The sequence below is a fragment of the Streptomyces sp. NPDC058239 genome, assembly GCF_042882185.1.
GTDB lineage: Bacteria > Actinomycetota > Actinomycetes > Streptomycetales > Streptomycetaceae > Streptomyces.
This window is the reverse complement of record NZ_JBHVWS010000028.1, coordinates 1-17,815: the sequence shown is the minus strand read 5'-3', so window position 1 is coordinate 17,815 and position 17,815 is coordinate 1. Positions and strand designations below refer to the sequence as shown.

At 66.8% G+C, this 17,815-nt stretch carries 15 protein-coding genes; 8 read left to right on the top strand and 7 right to left on the bottom strand.

Translation table 11 applies throughout. The features are described from left to right. The first annotated feature begins 44 nt into the window (after positions 1 to 44). On the top strand, positions 45 to 1,154 hold the full coding sequence (locus tag ACFVYE_RS26760; RefSeq protein WP_383975480.1) for an FAD-dependent oxidoreductase: 1,110 nt from the start codon (positions 45 to 47) through the stop codon (positions 1,152 to 1,154). Between the two features lie 373 nt (positions 1,155 to 1,527). Here ACFVYE_RS26760 and dnaB read toward each other — a convergent pair whose 3' ends face one another. Then, a complete protein-coding gene (dnaB, locus tag ACFVYE_RS26755; RefSeq protein ID WP_114245536.1) occupies positions 1,528 to 3,006 on the bottom strand; it encodes a replicative DNA helicase in 1,479 nt (492 codons plus the stop codon). 459 nt (positions 3,007 to 3,465) lie between these two features. On the opposite strand from dnaB, the gene ACFVYE_RS26750 reads away from it, so the two are divergent. Continuing rightward, positions 3,466 to 4,803 (top strand): MATE family efflux transporter, encoded by a 1,338-nt coding sequence (locus ACFVYE_RS26750; RefSeq protein ID WP_383975476.1) that lies wholly within the window; start codon positions 3,466 to 3,468, stop codon positions 4,801 to 4,803. A 90-nt stretch (positions 4,804 to 4,893) separates the two neighbouring features. Here ACFVYE_RS26750 and rplI read toward each other — a convergent pair whose 3' ends face one another. From rplI to rpsF, 4 genes are all read right to left on the bottom strand, one after another. Further along, positions 4,894 to 5,340 carry a 50S ribosomal protein L9 gene (gene rplI, locus ACFVYE_RS26745; RefSeq protein ID WP_093895069.1) on the bottom strand — a complete coding sequence of 149 codons (447 nt, stop codon included), beginning with the start codon at positions 5,338 to 5,340 and terminating at the stop codon, positions 4,894 to 4,896. Between the two features lie 18 nt (positions 5,341 to 5,358). Then, positions 5,359 to 5,595, bottom strand: coding sequence for a 30S ribosomal protein S18 (rpsR, locus tag ACFVYE_RS26740; RefSeq protein WP_003967857.1), 237 nt, complete (start codon positions 5,593 to 5,595; stop codon positions 5,359 to 5,361). A gap of 43 nt (positions 5,596 to 5,638) precedes the next feature. Then, positions 5,639 to 6,253 carry a single-stranded DNA-binding protein gene (locus ACFVYE_RS26735; protein WP_189276614.1) on the bottom strand — a complete coding sequence of 205 codons (615 nt, stop codon included), beginning with the start codon at positions 6,251 to 6,253 and terminating at the stop codon, positions 5,639 to 5,641. 74 nt (positions 6,254 to 6,327) lie between these two features. Beyond that, a complete protein-coding gene (gene rpsF / locus ACFVYE_RS26730) occupies positions 6,328 to 6,618 on the bottom strand; it encodes a 30S ribosomal protein S6 (protein ID WP_018957345.1) in 291 nt (96 codons plus the stop codon). A 277-nt stretch (positions 6,619 to 6,895) separates the two neighbouring features. Here rpsF and ACFVYE_RS26725 point away from each other — a divergent pair, with 277 nt between their 5' ends. The 3 genes from ACFVYE_RS26725 to ACFVYE_RS26715 all read left to right on the top strand — a co-directional run bounded on the left by ACFVYE_RS26725 (position 6,896) and on the right by ACFVYE_RS26715 (position 9,703). Then, entirely contained in the window at positions 6,896 to 7,210 is a 315-nt protein-coding gene (locus ACFVYE_RS26725) for a hypothetical protein (RefSeq protein WP_383975473.1), read from the top strand. Positions 7,211 to 7,449: 239 nt separating this feature from the next. Further along, entirely contained in the window at positions 7,450 to 8,568 is a 1,119-nt protein-coding gene (locus ACFVYE_RS26720) for a lipid II:glycine glycyltransferase FemX (RefSeq protein WP_383975471.1), read from the top strand. 103 nt (positions 8,569 to 8,671) lie between these two features. Continuing rightward, positions 8,672 to 9,703 (top strand): alanine racemase, encoded by a 1,032-nt coding sequence (locus ACFVYE_RS26715; protein ID WP_093895066.1) that lies wholly within the window; start codon positions 8,672 to 8,674, stop codon positions 9,701 to 9,703. A gap of 49 nt (positions 9,704 to 9,752) precedes the next feature. Here the strand turns inward: ACFVYE_RS26715 and ACFVYE_RS26710 are convergent, their stop codons facing one another. Further along, complete coding sequence (locus ACFVYE_RS26710) at positions 9,753 to 11,246, bottom strand: glycosyltransferase family 87 protein (protein WP_389607514.1); 1,494 nt, start codon at positions 11,244 to 11,246, stop codon at positions 9,753 to 9,755. A gap of 118 nt (positions 11,247 to 11,364) precedes the next feature. After that, positions 11,365 to 14,052, bottom strand: a complete 2,688-nt coding sequence (locus ACFVYE_RS26705; RefSeq protein ID WP_383978530.1) for a transglycosylase domain-containing protein — start codon at positions 14,050 to 14,052, stop codon at positions 11,365 to 11,367. 389 nt (positions 14,053 to 14,441) lie between these two features. On the opposite strand from ACFVYE_RS26705, the gene ACFVYE_RS26700 reads away from it, so the two are divergent. From ACFVYE_RS26700 to ACFVYE_RS26690, 3 genes are all read left to right on the top strand, one after another. Then, complete coding sequence (locus ACFVYE_RS26700) at positions 14,442 to 15,149, top strand: helix-turn-helix transcriptional regulator (RefSeq protein ID WP_383978527.1); 708 nt, start codon at positions 14,442 to 14,444, stop codon at positions 15,147 to 15,149. Positions 15,150 to 15,210: 61 nt separating this feature from the next. Continuing rightward, positions 15,211 to 16,293: an inositol-3-phosphate synthase gene (locus tag ACFVYE_RS26695; RefSeq protein ID WP_383978524.1), complete on the top strand. Its 1,083-nt coding sequence runs from the start codon at positions 15,211 to 15,213 to the stop codon at positions 16,291 to 16,293. A 124-nt stretch (positions 16,294 to 16,417) separates the two neighbouring features. Next, positions 16,418 to 17,686, top strand: a complete 1,269-nt coding sequence (locus tag ACFVYE_RS26690; RefSeq protein WP_383978522.1) for an MFS transporter — start codon at positions 16,418 to 16,420, stop codon at positions 17,684 to 17,686. The last annotated feature ends 129 nt before the right edge of the window (positions 17,687 to 17,815 follow it).

Genomic DNA, 17,815 nt, shown 5'->3' with positions numbered 1-17,815 from the left:
GCGATACAGTGTATCGACCAGTACGGCGTATCAAGGAGGCAACCATGACCATCGCCATTGTCGGAGCCGGCTTGGGCGGCTTGGCCCTTGCCCGGGTGCTGCACGTGAACGGCATCGACGCCGTCGTGTATGAACGTGAATCGTCACGCGGTGCGCGCGGTCAGGGCGGCATGCTCGACATCCACTCCGGCCAGCGGGCGCTGCGCGAGGCCGGTCTGATCGACCAGTTCCACGCGATTGCCCGTGGTGAAGGCCAGGACATGCGTCTTCTCGAGCCGGATGGCACCCTCCTGCTCCAGGAGGACACGCCCGACGACGCCCCGCTTGAGCGACCCGAGGTCGACCGCGCCGATCTGCGCAACCTGCTGCTGGATTCCCTCCCCGAAGACGTGGTGCGCTGGGGGCACGCGTTCAAATCCGCCGACAACGGCCTGCTGCACTTCGCCGACGGCAGCGTTGCGACGTATGACCTGCTGGTCGGCGCGGACGGCGCGCACTCCGGGGTCCGCACGCTGCTCACCGACGCTCGCCCGGCGCATATCGGCCAGAACATCGTCGAGGTCGGCATTCCCGACATCGACCGCACGCACCCCGACCTCGCGGCGATGGTCGGGCGCGGCAACTACTGGGTGCTCGGCAACGGACTGTCCCTGGCGGCGCAGCGCAACGGCGACGGCCGCGTTCGCATCGGCCTCAGCTTCTACAACACCGCCGAGGACTGGTTCGCTACCAGCGGGATCCCGTTCGACGACCCGGCCGCCGCCCGGGCGCGGCTGATCGACCTGCTCCCCGGCTGGGACTCACGGTTCACCGCGCTGATCGCGGCCTGCGACGACACGGTCGTGCCGCGGTCGATCAGCACTCTCCCGGTCGGCCTGACCTGGCCGTCGACGCCAGGCGTCACGCTGCTCGGCGATGCCGCGCACCTGATGCCGCCGGTGGGAGAGGGCGCCAACATGGCGCTGCTCGACGGCGCCCTGCTCGGTCTCGCGCTGGCCGCGCACCCGGACGACTTTCCCGCCGCCGTCAAAGAATACGAACGCGAGATGTTCGAACGCACCAGCGCTGCCGCCCGGATGTCCGCGGACATGCAGGAATTGCTGACGTCGCCGGACGCCGCCCAGAAAATGCTCGCATTCTTCCAACCTGGCTGAAGGTAACCGAATACGACCAGGAAACCGGTCGTCCAGCCAGCGCGATCACGACCTCCAGCACGGTCTCCACCCATCGGCCATCGGCCCTGCCGACGGGCCGCGCCTCGGCACTTGCCGCTGGACGAGGCCGGCTTCCCCGTGTCGGCGGAAGTCGGCAACCCTCCGTCGAACGGTGTCCGGGTCATTCGGCAGACACCACGCGGCCTGCCCCAGAAGAAGCCCGTCGAGATCCGCGTCCCGGCACTCATCCAGAGCCTCGGCGCTGAACAACCAGTCTCTGCGATAACCCGCCAGGAACCGGATGTTCTCCAGTTCCACGGCCGGAGGCTCGCTCCAGACCTCGTACTTTCATCCGCGCGATTACACCGCCTGCTCAGGTCTGTGCCATGTCCACGAAGCGCGAGTAGTGGCCCTGGAAGGCCACGGTGATCGTCGCCGTCGGGCCGTTACGGTGCTTGGCGACGATCAGGTCGGCCTCGCCGGCGCGGGGAGACTCCTTCTCGTACGCATCCTCGCGGTGCAGCAGGATCACCATGTCGGCGTCCTGCTCGATGGATCCGGATTCACGCAGGTCGGAGACCATCGGCTTCTTGTCAGTGCGCTGTTCGGGACCACGGTTCAGCTGGGAGAGCGCAATGACCGGGAGCTGCAGCTCCTTCGCGAGCAGCTTGAGGTTTCGGGACATGTCCGAAACCTCCTGCTGGCGGCTCTCTGCACGCTTCGAGCCGCCGGACTGCATCAGCTGCAGATAGTCGATGACCACGAGCTTGAGATCGTTGCGCTGCTTGAGCCGACGGCACTTCGCCCGGATCTCCATCATGGAGAGGTTCGGGGAGTCGTCGATATAGAGGGGGGCGGCCGAGACATCCGGCATCCGGCGAGCCAGCCGCGTCCAGTCCTCGTCGGTCATGGTGCCGGAACGCATGTGGTGCAGCGCGACTCGCGCCTCGGCCGAGAGCAGTCGCATCGCGATCTCGTTGCGCCCCATTTCGAGGGAGAAGATCACGCTGGGCAGATTGCTCTTGATCGAACAGGCTCGTGCGAAATCCAGCGCCAGAGTGGACTTACCCATGGCCGGGCGGGCCGCGATGACGACCATCTGGCCCGGGTGCAGGCCGTTCGTCAGGGCGTCGAGGTCGGTGAAGCCGGTCGGCACCCCGGTCATCTCACCGCTGCGCGAACCGATCGCCTCGATCTCGTCGAGAGCGCCTTCCATGATGTCGCCGAGGGGCAGGTAGTCCTCGCTGGTGCGCTGCTCGGTGACGGCGTAGATCTCGGCCTGCGCGGAGTTCACGATGTCGTCGACATCGCCGTCGGCCGCGTATCCCATCTGCGTGATCTTCGTCCCGGCTTCGACGAGCCGCCTGAGGACCGCCCGTTCGTGGACGATCTCCGCGTAGTACGAGGCATTGGCCGCGGTCGGCACGGACTGGACAAGGGTGTGCAGATACGGAGCTCCGCCCACCTTGGTGATCTCGCCGCGCTTGACCAGTTCGGCCGCCACCGTGATCGGGTCGGCCGGTTCCCCCTTGGCATAGAGGTCGAGGATCGCCTGGTAGACGGTCTCGTGGGCGGGGCGGTAGAAGTCGTGCCCCTTGATGATCTCCACGACGTCGGCGATGGCGTCCTTGGACAGGAGCATGCCGCCGAGGACCGACTGCTCGGCATCGAGGTCCTGGGGCGGCACCCGCTCGAAACCGGGGGAACCGCCCTCCCATCCGCCGCTCTCCCTGCCGCGTTCGTGCTGCTCGCCGCGGTCCCGGCCTTCGCCGCGGCGCTGGCGGGAAACGGGCAGACGGTCACTGGGACCGGTGTCGGCCCAGGGGTCGTCCAAAGGCTCGGGAATGCTCACCGGGCCACCTCCTCCCGTCCGCTCCGCGGACCTCGCCGTGCCACTCTTTCTTACGGCACAGCACCGACAAACAAGACGCCCGACTCCGGTTCCGGCACGTCGAGTTCTGCGGGGTTCCAGGGCCGGAACGGGGTGCGGGCGCCGGACCACGGTAGGCCGCTCAGCACCGTCAGCCAATCTGGTTATCCACAGGGCATGTGGACGACGGACCAGATGCTGTGGAGAACTCTCCGGAACCTGTGCACGGAGCGGGGGACAGCACTGTGGACAAACTCATAACACCCGCACCATCAAGGCTCTGACCTGGAGTTTCTCCATCCACGGGCTGTGGGGGAGAAAAACTTTCCGAGTCAGCACAAGATCACGACAAACAGCGCACGAGAGAAAGCCGAGTAGCAATAAATGTAAGGACTGCGTACCCATTGCATCCATTACCTGTGGAAGATTAGATTGGCCCCCATGATCCAGGCCCCGGCACCTCTGCCGCCCAGTCGTCGACGGCACGACCGCGAGATCATCTCGCTGGCCGTCCCTGCCTTCGGCGCGCTCGTTGCCGAGCCGCTCTTCGTGATGGTCGACAGTGCCATCGTCGGCCATCTCGGCACACCGCAGCTGGCCGGACTGGCCGTCGCCGCAGCCCTGCTCACCACCGCCGTCAGCATCTTCGTCTTTCTCGCGTACGCCACCACCGCGGCAGTGGCGAGGCGGGTCGGAGCGGGTGATCTGGCCTCCGCGATCCGGCAAGGGATGGACGGCATCTGGCTGGCCCTACTGCTCGGCATCTTCGTCATCGCCATCGCGCTCCCCACAGCGCCCTGGCTCGTGGACGTCTTCGGTGCCTCCGACACCGCAGCCCCCTACGCCACCACGTATCTGAGGATCTCCAGCCTCGGCATCCCGGCCATGCTCGTGGTGATGGCCGCGACCGGTGTACTCCGCGGCCTGCAGGACACCCGAACCCCGCTCTATGTCGCCATCGGAGGCTTCGCGGCCAACGGAGCCCTCAATGCAGGACTCGTCTACGGCGCCGGGCTCGGCATCGCCGGATCGGCCTGGGGCACTGTGATCGCACAGATCGCCATGGCCGCCGCTTATCTCATCGTGGTGGTACGGGGAGCACGTCGGCACGGCGCCTCGCTGCGGCCCGACGCCGAAGGCATCAAGGCCAGCGCCCAGGCAGGCGTTCCGCTGTTGGTCCGTACGCTGTCGCTCCGTGCCGTGCTGATGATCGCCACAGGCGTCGCCGCCCGCCTCGGTGACACCGAGATAGCCGCGCACCAGATCATCCTCTCCCTCTGGAGCCTGATGGCCTTCGCCCTCGACGCCATCGCCATTGCAGGGCAGGCCATCATCGGCCGCTACCTGGGAGCCGATGACGCCAAGGGCGCACGCGAGGCATGCCGACGCATGGTCCAGTGGGGCATCGCTTCCGGGGTGGTGTTCGGGGCACTGATCGTCCTTGCCCGGCCGTTGTTCGTGCCCCTGTTCACCGGCGACCAGTCCGTTCAGGACACTCTGTTCCCGGCGCTGCTGGTGGTGGCGCTGTCCCAGCCGATCGCCGGCGTGGTCTTCGTCCTGGACGGAGTGCTGATGGGCGCCGGAGACGGGCGGTATTTGGCCTGGGCCATGCTCGTCACTCTGGCCCTCTTCGCCCCGGTCGCCCTGCTGGTGCCGACGTTCGGCGGCGGCCTGACCGCGCTGTGGTGGGCGATGGCCCTGATGATGACCGTCCGCATGGTGACGCTCTGGCTGCGCACCCGATCGGGCAGGTGGATCGTCACCGGCGCCACCCGCTGAGCCACCGGCCGACGCCCCGTTTCACGTGAAACAGCAAAGGGCCGTACCCCGCGGGGTACGGCCCTTCACCTGCTCTGGTGAGCTGTGCCCTTAGGCAGCAACGACCTCGATGCCGAGCTTCGCAGCGACCTCGGGGTGCAGACGCACGGACACCTGGTGTCCGCCGAGCGTCTTGATCGGCGAGCCGAGCTCGACCCGACGCTTGTCGACGTCGGGGCCACCGGCAGCCTTGATCGCCGAGGCGATGTCGGCCGGGGTCACGGAGCCGAAGAGACGGCCGGCGTCGCCGGAGCGAACAGCCAGACGGACCTTCACGGCCTCGAGCTTGGTCTTGATCTCGTTGGCCTGCTCGATCGTGGCGATCTCGTGGATCTTGCGGGCGCGGCGGATCTGCGCCACGTCCTTCTCGCCACCCTTGGTCCAGCGGATGGCAAAGCCACGCGGAACCAGGTAGTTACGGGCGTACCCGTCCTTGACGTCGACGACGTCGCCCGCAGCACCGAGGCCGGAGACCTCGTGGGTGAGGATGATCTTCATGATTCGGTCACCCTTCCCTTATCGCGCGGTGGACGTGTAGGGCAGCAGCGCCATCTCACGGCTGTTCTTGACTGCCGTGGCGACGTCACGCTGGTGCTGCGTGCAGTTGCCGGTCACGCGGCGGGCACGGATCTTGCCGCGGTCGGAAATGAACTTCCGCAGCATGTTCGTGTCCTTGTAGTCCACGTACTGGGTCTTGTCCTTGCAGAACGCGCAGACCTTCTTCTTAGGCTTGCGCACAGGCGGCTTCGCCATGGTGTTTCTCCTGTGTGATCAAGAAGTGGGAGTACGAGCTGCCCTAGAAGGGAGGCTCGTCCGAGTAGCCGCCGCCGGAGCCGCCGGAGCCGCCGGAGCTTCCGCCCCAACCGCCTCCGCCGCCCTGCTGGCCCCCACCCTGCTGGCCGCCGGCAGGCGCGCTCGTGGCCCACGGGTCGTCGGCGGGAGCGCCGCCGCCACCCTGCTGGCCACCGCCACCGGGACCGCCGCCCCAGTTGCCGCCGCCCTGCTGGCCGCCGCCGTATCCACCCTGGCCGCCCTGACCACCGCGACCGGTGGTCTTGGTGACCTTGGCCGTGGCGTTCTTGAGGCTGGGGCCGACTTCCTCGACGTCCAGCTCGTAGACCGTGCGCTTGACGCCCTCGCGGTCTTCGTACGACCGCTGCTTCAGCCGGCCCTGCACGACTACGCGCATGCCTCGCTGAAGCGACTCGGCGACGTTCTCCGCCGCCTGCCGCCAGACCGAGCAGGTGAGGAACAGGCCTTCGCCGTCCTTCCACTCATTGGTCTGCCGGTCGAAGATGCGGGGAGTGGACGCGACACGGAACTTCGCGACCGCCGCACCGGACGGGGTGAAGCGCAGCTCGGGGTCGTCGACGAGATTGCCGACGACCGTGATGACGGTCTCGCCTGCCATGGGTGAACCTCTCGGCGGGGATTGCTTCTGGCTGCTTGCTGCTACTCGAACCCGATGACCACTGAGCTAGATGCTCAGTGGATCTCGGGACGGAGGACCTTGGTCCGGAGGACCGACTCGTTCAGGTTCATCTGGCGGTCGAGCTCCTTGACGACCGCAGGCTCGGCCTGCAGGTCGATGACCGAGTAGATGCCCTCGGGCTTCTTCTTGATCTCGTAAGCGAGACGACGACGGCCCCAGGTGTCGACCTTCTCAACCTTTCCGTCGCCCTCACGGACGACGGAGAGGAAGTTCTCGATCAGCGGGGAGACAGCGCGCTCCTCGAGATCGGGGTCGAGGATGACCATCACCTCGTAGTGACGCATGTGGAACCCACCTCCTTTGGACTCAGCGGCCACGGTCGTTCCGTGGCAGGAGGGTCGTGATGCGTAAGCAACAGTGTCTCCGAGTAAAACAGCCGCCACTGACAGCACCCTCTGTCGAGAGGGGCTGACGTGCTGGCCTGGGCAGACACCGGTGCAGACGTTACAGACTACCCGCACACCGGCTTCCGGTTGAAATCCGGTGCTCAGGAGACGCAATCTGTACACATCGGGTGTGAGCGGCGCCACGATGCGCCGCCTTTCGGCCAGGAGGTACTCCATGGCACAGGCAATTCGACCCCGTCCTCCCGTCTCCCTTCTCGCCACGGACGGCAAGACCCATCCACTCCAGCAAACTCTGGTGGCGGTGACTCTGGTCCTCGGTGCACTCGCGTTCGTGACGGCGATGTTCCACAGCCTGCATCTGATCAGCTCGTGGGCCGGACTCATCGGGATCCTCACGGCTGCGTACGGGCAGTACGTCTCGGTGACCACGCGCGAGAGGTTCCCGCTGATCATCGGCATGGGCGCATCCGCCATCGGGTTCTTCCTCGGCATGGCCCACGGCGGCCTCTTCGGCGGCGTGGTGGGCTGATTCGAGACAGACGCAACCAGGCACAACCGGACACAGCCGGACGCACGGGCCCGGCGCGAGGACCCCGCTCAGGGGCCTGGCGCCGCTCCCCGTACAAGGACGGGGCCATCCGGGTCCCGACGGGACGGACAGGCAAGGTCCCATAGGGCCAGACGGCGCGCTCCCCGGTCACAGTAGGCTTCGGCGCGAGAGCCGGAGCCCCTGACCGATGGGGACACACCTGCCGAGGAGCGCCCCGCATGAGCCTGACCCTGAGGACCATCAGCCGAGAGCAGCATCTGGCGTACATCCAGAATCTGCCTGCGGCGAGTCACTGCCAGGTCCCGGCGTGGGCTGATGTGAAGACCGAATGGCGCTCGGAGAACCTGGGATGGTTCGACAAGAGCGGTGAGTTGGTCGGTGCCGGTCTGGTGCTGTACCGCCAGTTGCCCAAGATCAAGCGGTACCTCGCGTACCTTCCCGAGGGCCCGGTCATCAACTGGCATGCCCCCAACCTGGACGACTGGCTGCAGCCGATGCTGGCGCATCTCAAGCAACAGGGCGCCTTCTCCGTGAAGATGGGCCCGCCGGTCGTCATCCGCCGCTGGGACGCGGCCGCCATCAAGTCCGGTATCCAGGACCCCGATGTGAAGCGCCTGCGTGATGTCGAGGCCACCCACATCGAGCCGCGCGCCTTCGAAGTAGCGGACCGGCTGCGGAAGATGGGCTGGCAGCAGGGCGAGGACGGCGGCGCCGGCTTCGGTGACGTACAACCGCGCTATGTCTTCCAGGTCCCGCTGGCCAACCGGTCGCTCGAAGACGTCCTCAAGGGCTTCAACCAGCTGTGGCGACGCAACATCAAGAAGGCCGAGAAGGCCGGCGTCGAGGTCGTCCAGGGCAGTTACGAGGACCTCGCCGAATGGCAGCGGCTGTACGAGATCACCGCAGTCCGCGACCACTTCCGGCCGCGCCCGCTCTCTTATTTCCAGCGCATGTGGACAGTGCTCAATTCCGAGGATCCCAACCGCATGCGGCTCTATTTCGCGCGGCACAACGGCGTGAATCTGTCCGCGGCGACGATGCTCGTCGTCGGTGGCCACGTCTGGTACTCGTACGGCGCGTCCGACAACATCGGGCGCGAGGTCCGGCCCTCGAACGCGATGCAGTGGCGCATGCTGCGGGACTCGTACGCGATGGGCGCTACCGTCTACGACCTGCGCGGTATCAGCGACTCGCTCGACGAGACGGACCACCTCTTCGGTCTGATCCAGTTCAAGGTCGGTACCGGCGGCGAAGCCGTCGAGTACATCGGCGAGTGGGACTTCCCGCTCAACAAGCTGCTGCACAAGGCGCTCGACATCTACATGTCGCGCCGCTGATACACGTCGTCCCGCTGACGAAACCGGCTTCATTCGTTTCAATGGGGACTTCGACTCCGCACACCTCCCACACCGCAGCCACCAGAAGGGTTCCGGACCGGCCATGGCGCTCTCCCTCTACGTCGACACCGCGCGCTGGCGGGCGCACCAGAAATCCGTCCTCGACCAGTTCCCCGGCCTCGTCCCGGTCTGCAAGGGCAACGGATACGGCTTCGGTCACGAGCGGCTCGCCGACGAGGCCATCCGCTTCGGTTCCGACATGCTCGCCGTCGGCACCACCTATGAGGCGGCCCGCATAAAGGACTGGTTCAGCGGCGATCTGCTGGTCCTCACCCCGTTCCGGCGGGGCGAGGAGCCGGTGCCGCTGCCCGACCGTGTCATCCGGTCCGTCTCCTCCGTGGACGGCGTGCACGCCCTGGTGGGCGCACGGGTCGTCATCGAGTGCATGAGCTCGATGAAGCGCCACGGGGTCAAGGAGGAGGAGCTCGGGCAGCTGCACGCCGCCATCGAGGACGTCCGCCTCGAAGGCTTCGCCCTGCATCTGCCGCTGGACCGCACGGACGGCTCGGACGCGGTCGAGGAAGTCATCGGCTGGATGGACCGGCTGCGCGCGGCCCGGCTGCCGCTGCACACCATGTTCGTCAGCCATCTGCGCGCCGAGGAACTGGGCCGGCTCCAGCAGCAGTTCCCGCAGACCCGCTTCCGCGCCCGCATCGGCACCCGGCTGTGGCTCGGCGATCATGAGGCGACGGAGTACCGGGGCGCCGTCCTGGACGTCACGCGCGTCGTCAAGGGTGACCGTTTCGGCTACCGCCAGCAGAAGGCCGCCTCGGACGGCTGGCTGGTGGTCGTCGCCGGCGGCACGTCGCACGGTGTGGGCCTGGAGGCCCCGAAGGCCCTGCACGGTGTGATGCCGCGCGCCAAGGGTGTCGCCCGCGCCGGCCTGGCCACCGTCAACCGCAACCTCTCGCCGTTCGTCTGGGCCGGCAAGCAGCGCTGGTTCGCCGAACCGCCGCACATGCAGGTGTCGATCCTGTTCGTCCCCTCGGACGCGCAGGAACCGAAGGTCGGCGACGAGCTGGTGGCCCATCTGCGCCACACGACCACCCAGTTCGACCGCCTCGTCGACCGGTAGGAAAGCGCCGAGACGCTCTCCGGGGGCCCGGCCCCCGGAGAGACCCGTCTCAGTCGACGGCCGGTCCGTGCGCCGCGCCCCAATCCACCCGCGGCCCTTCGACGGCGGTAACGGCGTGCCGCGGCGGATGCGCCGCCCGCCCCAGCACGAATGCGTCCTCGGCCCCGTCGAGCACCCCGCCGGACGGATCGTCCGACCCGTCGCGCCGCACGACGTCCCGCTCCGGCATGAGGATGTCCCGTACGACAACGGCGCAGAGGTACAGCGTGCCCAGCAGATGCAGGATGATCGCCAGCTGATACCCCTCCGTGGGCAGTCCCTGGTGCTTGTCCCCACTCGTCGTGTACGCGAGGTACATCCAGATGCCCAGGAAGTACATGACCTCGCACGCCTGCCAGATCAGGAAGTCGCGCCAGCGCGGCCTGGCCAGGGCGGCCAGGGGGATCAGCCACAGCACGTACTGCGGCGAATAGACCTTGTTGACAAGGATGAACGCGGCGACGACGAGAAAGGCGAGTTGCGCGAAGCGCGGCCTGCGCGGTGCCGTCAGCGTCAGCGCGGCGACGGCCGCGCACAGCAGGGCCATCAACAGCTCCGAGACGTGGTTGACGGTCGGGGTCTCGATGGTCATGCCGGTGCGCTGGGTGATGATCAGCCAGAAGGAGCCGAAGTCGATGCCCCGTTCCTCGCTGAAACCGTAGAACTTGCTCCATCCTTCGGGCGCGAAGATCATCACCGGCAGATTCACCACCAGCCAGGACGCCGCCGCCCCGAACGTCGCAAGGCCGAACTCCCGCCATTTGCCCGCACGCCAGCACAGCACGAAGACAGGCCCCAGCAGGAGCACGGGATAGAGCTTGGCGGCCGTGGCAAGCCCGATGAGGACGCCGAACGCCAGCACCCGTCCCCGGGACCACATGAGCATCGCCGCGGCCGTCAGCGCGACGGCCAGCAGGTCCCAGTTGATCGTCGCGGTGAGCGCGAAGGCGGGCGCGAGGGCAACCAGCAGCCCGTCCCAGGGACGGCGCCGGTGTGTGCGGGCGACGCAGACGGCGATGATCACGGCGCAGATCATCAGCATGCCGGCGTTGACCATCCAGTACATCTGCTCACGGTGCTGAATGGATCCGCCCGGTGTCAGCCAGGACGCGATCTGCATGAACACGCCCGTCAGGACGGGGTACTCCAGGTACTGCATGTCGCCGGGCAGCCGGTCGAAGTACGGCACGAGACCGTCGGAGAAGCCGCGTCCGACATAGAGATGCGGAATGTCCGAGTAACAGGCGTGCGTGTACTGCGAACCGGCGCCCCTGAACCACGCCCAGTTGTAGCAGGGCAGCTTCTGCACCATGCCCAGCGCGAACATCCCGAGGGCCACCAGCGCGATGACGCCCACGGGCGTGAGTGCCGTGCTGCCGAGCCGTGTCCAGCGCCCCGACCGGCCGCCGATCAGCTCGCTGCCTGCCTCGGCGATCTCGTCCTGGTGCGTGGGCCGTACGACGGACCGTTCCTGGTGCACACTCGTGTCTTCTGCGCTTGGCATGCCGCTCATCCTGCCGTACGGGACTGTGGAAACGACCAGGGCCGCCGCACCATGTGGTGCGGCGGCCCTCGACCAGGTCCGGTCGGCCGGATCGCCGGTCCATCCGGCCGGAGGGACGTTATCCGGCTGTGCCCCCGAAGATTCCGCCGTTCCCGCCCCCGTTGCCATTGCCATTGCCGTTGCCTCCGCCCGGTGGTGTGGAGGACGGCGAGGGGCTGGTGCCGGGACCGCCTGCGGCTCCGCCATTCGTAGCGCCGGTGTTGGTCCCACCGTTGTTGTTCTGGCAGTTCCAGTCCCATGCGCTACAGGTGTCGCTGGGGTCGGGCGTCGGCGGGGACGGGCTCATCGAGGGCGACTCGGTCGCCGACGCGGACGGCGAGGGCGACTCCACCGCGGTGGGCGACGGCTTGGGGCTCTGCGCGCCGCCACCGTAGACCTTCTCACCGATCGGCTCCGGCTTCGGGAATGTCTCGATCTTCTGACCCTGCATGGCCTCCGCCATGTAGTCGTGCCAGATCTGGGCCGGGAACGAGGCACCGTGGATCGTCTGCTCACCACCCGTGCCGTACATCTTCTCGAACTTGCGGTCCGTGTTCTTCTCGTCGTCGTCCAGCCGGTACATGCTGATGGCCGTGGACAGCTGCGGGGTATAGCCGACGAACCAGGCCGACTTGTTGTCGTCCGTCGTACCCGTCTTGCCCGCCACGTCACGGCCGGGGAGCTGCGCGGGGGTACCGGTTCCCTTCTCGACGACGTTCTTCAGGACGTCGGTGACGTTGTCGGCGATGTCGGTACCGAAGGCACGCTTGGTGACATCCTTGTGCCGGTAGACAGATTTGCCCTCGTACTTCACCTCGGTGACCGAGTAGGGCTCGCGCTGCTGACCGCTGGCGGCGAAGGTCGCGTACGCACCGGCCATACGGATCGCACTGGGCGAGGACGTACCGATGGAGAACGACGGCACATGCGAATCCGCCATGTTCTCGTCGTCCTTGAGACCGGCGGCCATGGCGACGTCCTTCACCTTGTCGGTGCCGACGTCCATGCCGAGCTGGACGTACGGGGAGTTGGCGGACCACTGCATCGCCTCACGAAGGGTGATGTTGCCCCTCGACTCATGGCCGTCGTTGGCCTGCAGCCACTCCTTGCCGTTCTCGTCGGTCCAGATCTGGCCGTCGTAATTCTTGATCTTCAGCTTGTCATTGGCGTTGTAGATACTCAGCGGCGATACCTTCTCGCGCCGCGACAGATCCTGGTCCGGGCCGAGCAAGGGGTCGCGTTTGCCGTACTCCATCGCCGCCGCCAGCACGAACGGCTTGAAGGTCGAACCGACCTGCGCACCCGTGGGGTTGGCGTTGTTGGTGTAGTGCTTGGTCGCGTCCTGACCGCCGTAGATCGCCACGATGGCACCGGTCTCGGGATCCACCGACCCGCCGCCGAACTGGACGTGAGTATCCGTCTCAGGACGCTTCTTCGGATCGATCTTGTTGTCGTAGACCTTCTGGACCGCGTCTTCGAGCTCCTTGACCTTGTCCTTGTTGAACGTGGTGTGGATCTCGTAGCCGCCCTGGGCCAGCTTGGCCGCCGTCATACCCTCGACGTTGCTCAGGGCGTACGACTTGGCCAGGTCGACCAGGTAGCCGGTCTGACCGCCCAGCTGGGCGCTCTTCCTCGGCGGATCGGGCATCGGGAACTCGGTGTACTTGGCGCGCTCCGCCTGCGAAAGGCGCTTGTCCTTCACCTCTTCGTCGAGGATCCACTTCCAGCGCTTCTCGGCACGCGCGGTGTTCTTCTTCGCGGTGGCCTCCGCCGCATCGATCTCGGGGGCGCCCGCCGGGTCGTAGTAGCTCGCACCCTTGAGCAGCGTGGCCAGGAAGGCACACTCGCTCGGGTTCAGTTCCTGGGCGTCCTTGCCGTAGTACGTACGCGCCGCAGCCTGGATCCCCGAGGCACCTCGCCCGTAGTACGAGATGTTGAGGTAGTCACGGATGATGTCCTTCTTGTCCATCTCGTTCGTGACCTTGAGCGTGATGAAGAGCTCCTCGAACTTCCGGCTCAGGGTCTGCTCCTGAGACAGATAGGAGTTCTTCACGTACTGCTGGGTGATCGTCGAACCACCCTGGGTCTCGCCACCGGTGGCCATGTTGTAGAAGGCACGGGCGATACCCATGGGGTCAATGCCCCTGTCGTGCTCGAAGGACTTGTTCTCGGCCGAGATGACGGCGTTCCGCATGGCGGCGGGGATCTGGGCATAACCGATGATCTGACGGTTGACCTCACCGCCCGTGGCGACCATCTGCGAGCCGTCGTCGTAGAAGTACACGTTGTTCTGCGCTGTCGCGGTGTCCTTCACCTTGGGCGTGGAAACCATCGCGTACGCGATGCCGGCAACGCCCATGAGCAGGCCGAGGAAGCCGATACAGAGGCTGGAGACCAGCTTCCACGACGGCACCCAGCGCCGCACGCCGTACTTCCCGGCGCGCGGATAGTCGATGAAGCGCTTCTTGACAGGACGCTGACCACCGCGGCCACGCCCCCTGCCCGGGCCCTCGTGTCCGCTGTCGCCACCACCACCGCGACGACGACCACCGCCGCCGCCACGGCTCCCGCCGCCGCGCTGGGCGGCTCGTCTGGCCTCGGCGCGTCCGCCGTACGGGCTGTCCCCGCCATGCGAAGCGGAAGGTGACTCGGAAGTTACTCCGCGTGACGGCGCGGCGCGGCGTCCTGAAGACTGCTGGGCGGCTCGTCTGGCCGCTGCGCGCCCACCACCTTGCGGTTGCGGCGTCTTGCGACGGTGCTCGCTCATGGAACGACTACTCCTCGGGCAGGCGAGAACGCCTGGAAGCGGCAGTTGAGATCCGGTCCCCCCGAATTACGGACCAACCCTGCGACAGGCTCATCCGCAGTGCATCCGGCTAGTCCGCGAAGACTGACGCGCACGGGCGTCTCACGGTTCCCGGTGGTCTGCATGCCGCACAGACTACGCACGGTCAAAACCCTCCTAGGGCCGAACTTCACCCCAAACGACGCAAGTCGGTGCCTACGAATTCATGATGTGACGCCGTTCACGATGGCCCCTCTTGTCGCAGCGCGATGACCGATCTATCGTCATGATGTATCGAGTCGATACATCAGCTCGGTACATCAGCTCGGCACAGGGCCCCGCAGGAGCACTCGGAGAAGGAGGAGGCGAAATTGAGCAGACGCTCAGGCATCCTCGAATTCGCCGTTCTCGGTCTGCTTCGCGAATCCCCGATGCACGGGTACGAGCTGCGCAAACGTCTCAACACCTCGTTGGGGATCTTCCGCGCCTTCAGCTACGGCACCCTCTACCCCTGCCTCAAGACGCTGGTCGTCAACGGCTGGTTGATCGAGGAGCCGGGAAGCTCCCCGGCCGACCTTCCGCCCGCTACCGGCCGTGCGGTCGCCCCCGCCTCGTCGCTGGCCGGGCGCCGCGCCAAGATCGTCTACCGGCTGACGGCAGAAGGTAAGGAGCACTTCGAGGAGCTGCTCTCCCACACCGGGCCCGACTCCTGGGAGGACGAGCACTTCGCAGCCCGTTTCGCCTTCTTCGGGCAGACGGAGCACGAGGTGCGGATGCGGGTGCTGGAAGGCCGGCGCAGCCGGCTGGAGGAGCGCCTGGAGAAGATGCGGGCCTCTCTGGCCCGCACCCGCGAGCGCCTCGACGACTACACACTTGAGCTGCAGCGACACGGCATGGAGTCCGTGGAGCGCGAAGTGCGCTGGCTGAACGAGCTCATCGAGAGCGAGCGGTCGGGACGGGATCAGCGACGGTCCTCGCCCGGGAGCGAAGCTCAGCAGAACACAGCAGGAGAGACGGACGGCCTGCCCCGGCACCGGGGTAACACCCCGCCGGATCCGTCCGACGACACCTCAAAGTGAGGTCCCCGCAGATCCGCGGGGCTTCATCGGGAACATCCATTACACACAGGGAGCAACCGGAATGGGTTCGGTTCGCGTAGCCATCGTCGGCGTGGGCAACTGCGCCGCCTCGCTGGTCCAGGGCGTCGAGTACTACAAGGACGCCGATCCGGCCGGCAAGGTGCCCGGTCTGATGCACGTCCAGTTCGGCGACTACCACGTGCGGGACGTCGAGTTCGTCGCCGCCTTCGACGTCGACGCGAAGAAGGTCGGCCTCGACCTCGCGGACGCCATCGGTGCCAGCGAGAACAACACCATCAAGCTCTGCGACGTGCCGAACGCCGGCGTCACCGTCCAGCGCGGCCACACCCACGACGGCCTGGGCAAGTACTACCGCCAGACCATCGAGGAGTCGACCGAGGCCCCGGTCGACATCGTCCAGGTCCTCAAGGACCGCAAGGTCGACGTCCTCGTCTGCTACCTTCCGGTCGGATCCGAGGTCGCTGCGAAGTTCTACGCGCAGTGCGCCATCGACGCCAAGGTCGCGTTCGTCAACGCTCTCCCGGTCTTCATCGCCGGCACCAAGGAGTGGGCGGACAAGTTCACCGAGGCCGGTGTCCCGATCGTCGGCGACGACATCAAGTCGCAGGTCGGCGCCACCATCACGCACCGCGTGATGGCGAAGCTCTTCGAGGACCGGGGCGTCGTCCTGGACCGCACGATGCAGCTGAACGTCGGCGGCAACATGGACTTCAAGAACATGCTCGAGCGTGAGCGCCTGGAGTCCAAGAAGATCTCCAAGACGCAGGCTGTCACCTCCCAGATCCGCGACCGCGAGCTCGGCGCGGACAACGTCCACATCGGTCCGTCGGACTACGTGGCCTGGCTGGACGACCGCAAGTGGGCGTACGTGCGCCTTGAGGGCCGCGCCTTCGGTGACGTTCCGCTGAACCTGGAGTACAAGCTCGAGGTCTGGGACTCCCCGAACTCCGCCGGTGTCATCATCGACGCCGTCCGCGCCGCGAAGATCGCCAAGGATCGCGGCATCGGTGGCCCGATCCTCTCCGCGTCCTCGTACTTCATGAAGTCCCCGCCGGTCCAGTACTTCGACGACGAGGCCCGCGAGAACGTCGAGAAGTTCATCAGGGGCGAGGTCGCCAACTGACGCGACCGGACACGGTGCGTCGGCGCGGCTCGGTGATGAGCAGCAACGCTCCTTCCCTTCCGCACCTTTGAGGGTCCCCGGGTAATCCGCCCGGGGACCCTCAACGTATGTGACTCTTGATCACATGCCTGTCGTAGGTGATCTGCGCGTACTTCTGCGCCTTCGGAACTTCCGTCGTCTGCTCGCCGTACGACTTCTCTCCCAGTCGGCCGACGGCGTCTACCAGGTGGCGCTGGCAGCTCATGTCGTCTTCTCTCCGGAGAAACAGGCTTCGGCGGGGGCCATCGCCTCCGCAATGGCCGTGCTACTGCTGCCGTACTCGCTCATCGGCCCCTTTGCCGGTGTCCTGCTGGACCGCTGGCCGCGCCGTCAGGTCTTTCTGTACGGCAACCTGCTGCGCGCCGCACTCGCCTGCTGTACCGCTCTTCTGATCCTCGGCTCCGCACCCGACTGGCTCTTCTACGCCTCGGCGCTGTGCGTCACCGCGGTCAACCGTTTTGTACTGGCAGGGCTCTCGGCCGCGCTGCCGCGTGTCGTCGACAGGGACCGACTGGTGGTGGCGAATTCACTCTCACCGACCGCGGGCACCCTCGCCGCCACGGCCGGCGGTGGCCTCGCCTTCATCGTGCGGCTGGTACTCGCCGACTCCGATGCGGCGGTGGTGCTGCTGGGCGCGGCTCTCTACCTCGCTTCGGCGCTGGCATCCCTCAGCCTTGCCACCGGGCTCCTCGGACCGGATCAGGACGGGGCCCACATCCGGCTGAGGGAGGCTCTGGTCATCACCGCACGGGGGCTCGCCGACGGACTGCGCCATCTGGCGGAACGGAAGCAAGCGACCCGGGCACTGGCGGCCATGACCGTGATCCGTTTCTGCTACGGGGCACTGACGGTGATGGTGCTGATGTTGTGCCGGTACGCCTGGTCCGACAGCGAATCCGAAGGCCTGGCCCTCCTGGGACTGGCTGTGGCTATCTCCGGTGCGGGGTTCTTCGCGGCAGCCGTGATGACACCTTGGGCGGTGGGGCAGCTCGGCCGATTCCGCTGGATGACTGTGTGCGCGGCGGCGGCCGCCGTCCTCGAACCCGCGCTGGGACTGTGGTTCATCCCCGTACCGATACTCGTCGCGGCATTCATCCTCGGACTCGTCACCCAGGGGGCGAAGATCGCGACGGACACGGTGGTGCAGACCTCGGTGGACGATGCCTTCCGCGGCCGAGTCTTCTCCCTCTACGACGTGCTGTTCAACGTGGCCTTCGTGGGCGCTGCCGCAGCCTCCGCGCAGTTGCTGCCCCCTGACGGTCAGTCGTTCGTGGTGGTGATCGGGGTAGCCGTGCTCTATACGGCCATCGCCGTACTGCTGTTCCGGTGGAGCCGCGCCGACAGGGTGCTCTAGCTTGCGCGATGCGGCGAGGGGCGCTGTTTCACCTGTAAAAACGCCCCACGCCGCATCGGGGCGGGGGGCTGGTTGTAGGGGTGCAAGATCCCCGCCCCCCGGCGCACACGGGACGGGGGGGCGCCCACC

What these genes read in the sequence shown, in the direction of transcription:
- ACFVYE_RS26715 (WP_093895066.1), top strand. Translation starts at nt 8,672, where the DNA reads ATGGCGCTCTCCCTCTACGTCGACACCGCGCGCTGGCGGGCGCACCAG.
- ACFVYE_RS26720 (WP_383975471.1), top strand. Translation starts at nt 7,450, where the DNA reads ATGAGCCTGACCCTGAGGACCATCAGCCGAGAGCAGCATCTGGCGTAC.
- ACFVYE_RS26725 (WP_383975473.1), top strand. Translation starts at nt 6,896, where the DNA reads ATGGCACAGGCAATTCGACCCCGTCCTCCCGTCTCCCTTCTCGCCACG.
- ACFVYE_RS26705 (WP_383978530.1), bottom strand. Translation starts at nt 14,052, where the DNA reads ATGAGCGAGCACCGTCGCAAGACGCCGCAACCGCAAGGTGGTGGGCGC.
- rpsF (WP_018957345.1), bottom strand. Translation starts at nt 6,618, where the DNA reads ATGCGTCACTACGAGGTGATGGTCATCCTCGACCCCGATCTCGAGGAG.
- ACFVYE_RS26750 (WP_383975476.1), top strand. Translation starts at nt 3,466, where the DNA reads ATGATCCAGGCCCCGGCACCTCTGCCGCCCAGTCGTCGACGGCACGAC.
- ACFVYE_RS26695 (WP_383978524.1), top strand. Translation starts at nt 15,211, where the DNA reads ATGGGTTCGGTTCGCGTAGCCATCGTCGGCGTGGGCAACTGCGCCGCC.
- ACFVYE_RS26690 (WP_383978522.1), top strand. Translation starts at nt 16,418, where the DNA reads ATGCCTGTCGTAGGTGATCTGCGCGTACTTCTGCGCCTTCGGAACTTC.
- rpsR (WP_003967857.1), bottom strand. Translation starts at nt 5,595, where the DNA reads ATGGCGAAGCCGCCTGTGCGCAAGCCTAAGAAGAAGGTCTGCGCGTTC.
- ACFVYE_RS26710 (WP_389607514.1), bottom strand. Translation starts at nt 11,246, where the DNA reads ATGCCAAGCGCAGAAGACACGAGTGTGCACCAGGAACGGTCCGTCGTA.
- rplI (WP_093895069.1), bottom strand. Translation starts at nt 5,340, where the DNA reads ATGAAGATCATCCTCACCCACGAGGTCTCCGGCCTCGGTGCTGCGGGC.
- ACFVYE_RS26735 (WP_189276614.1), bottom strand. Translation starts at nt 6,253, where the DNA reads ATGGCAGGCGAGACCGTCATCACGGTCGTCGGCAATCTCGTCGACGAC.
- ACFVYE_RS26760 (WP_383975480.1), top strand. Translation starts at nt 45, where the DNA reads ATGACCATCGCCATTGTCGGAGCCGGCTTGGGCGGCTTGGCCCTTGCC.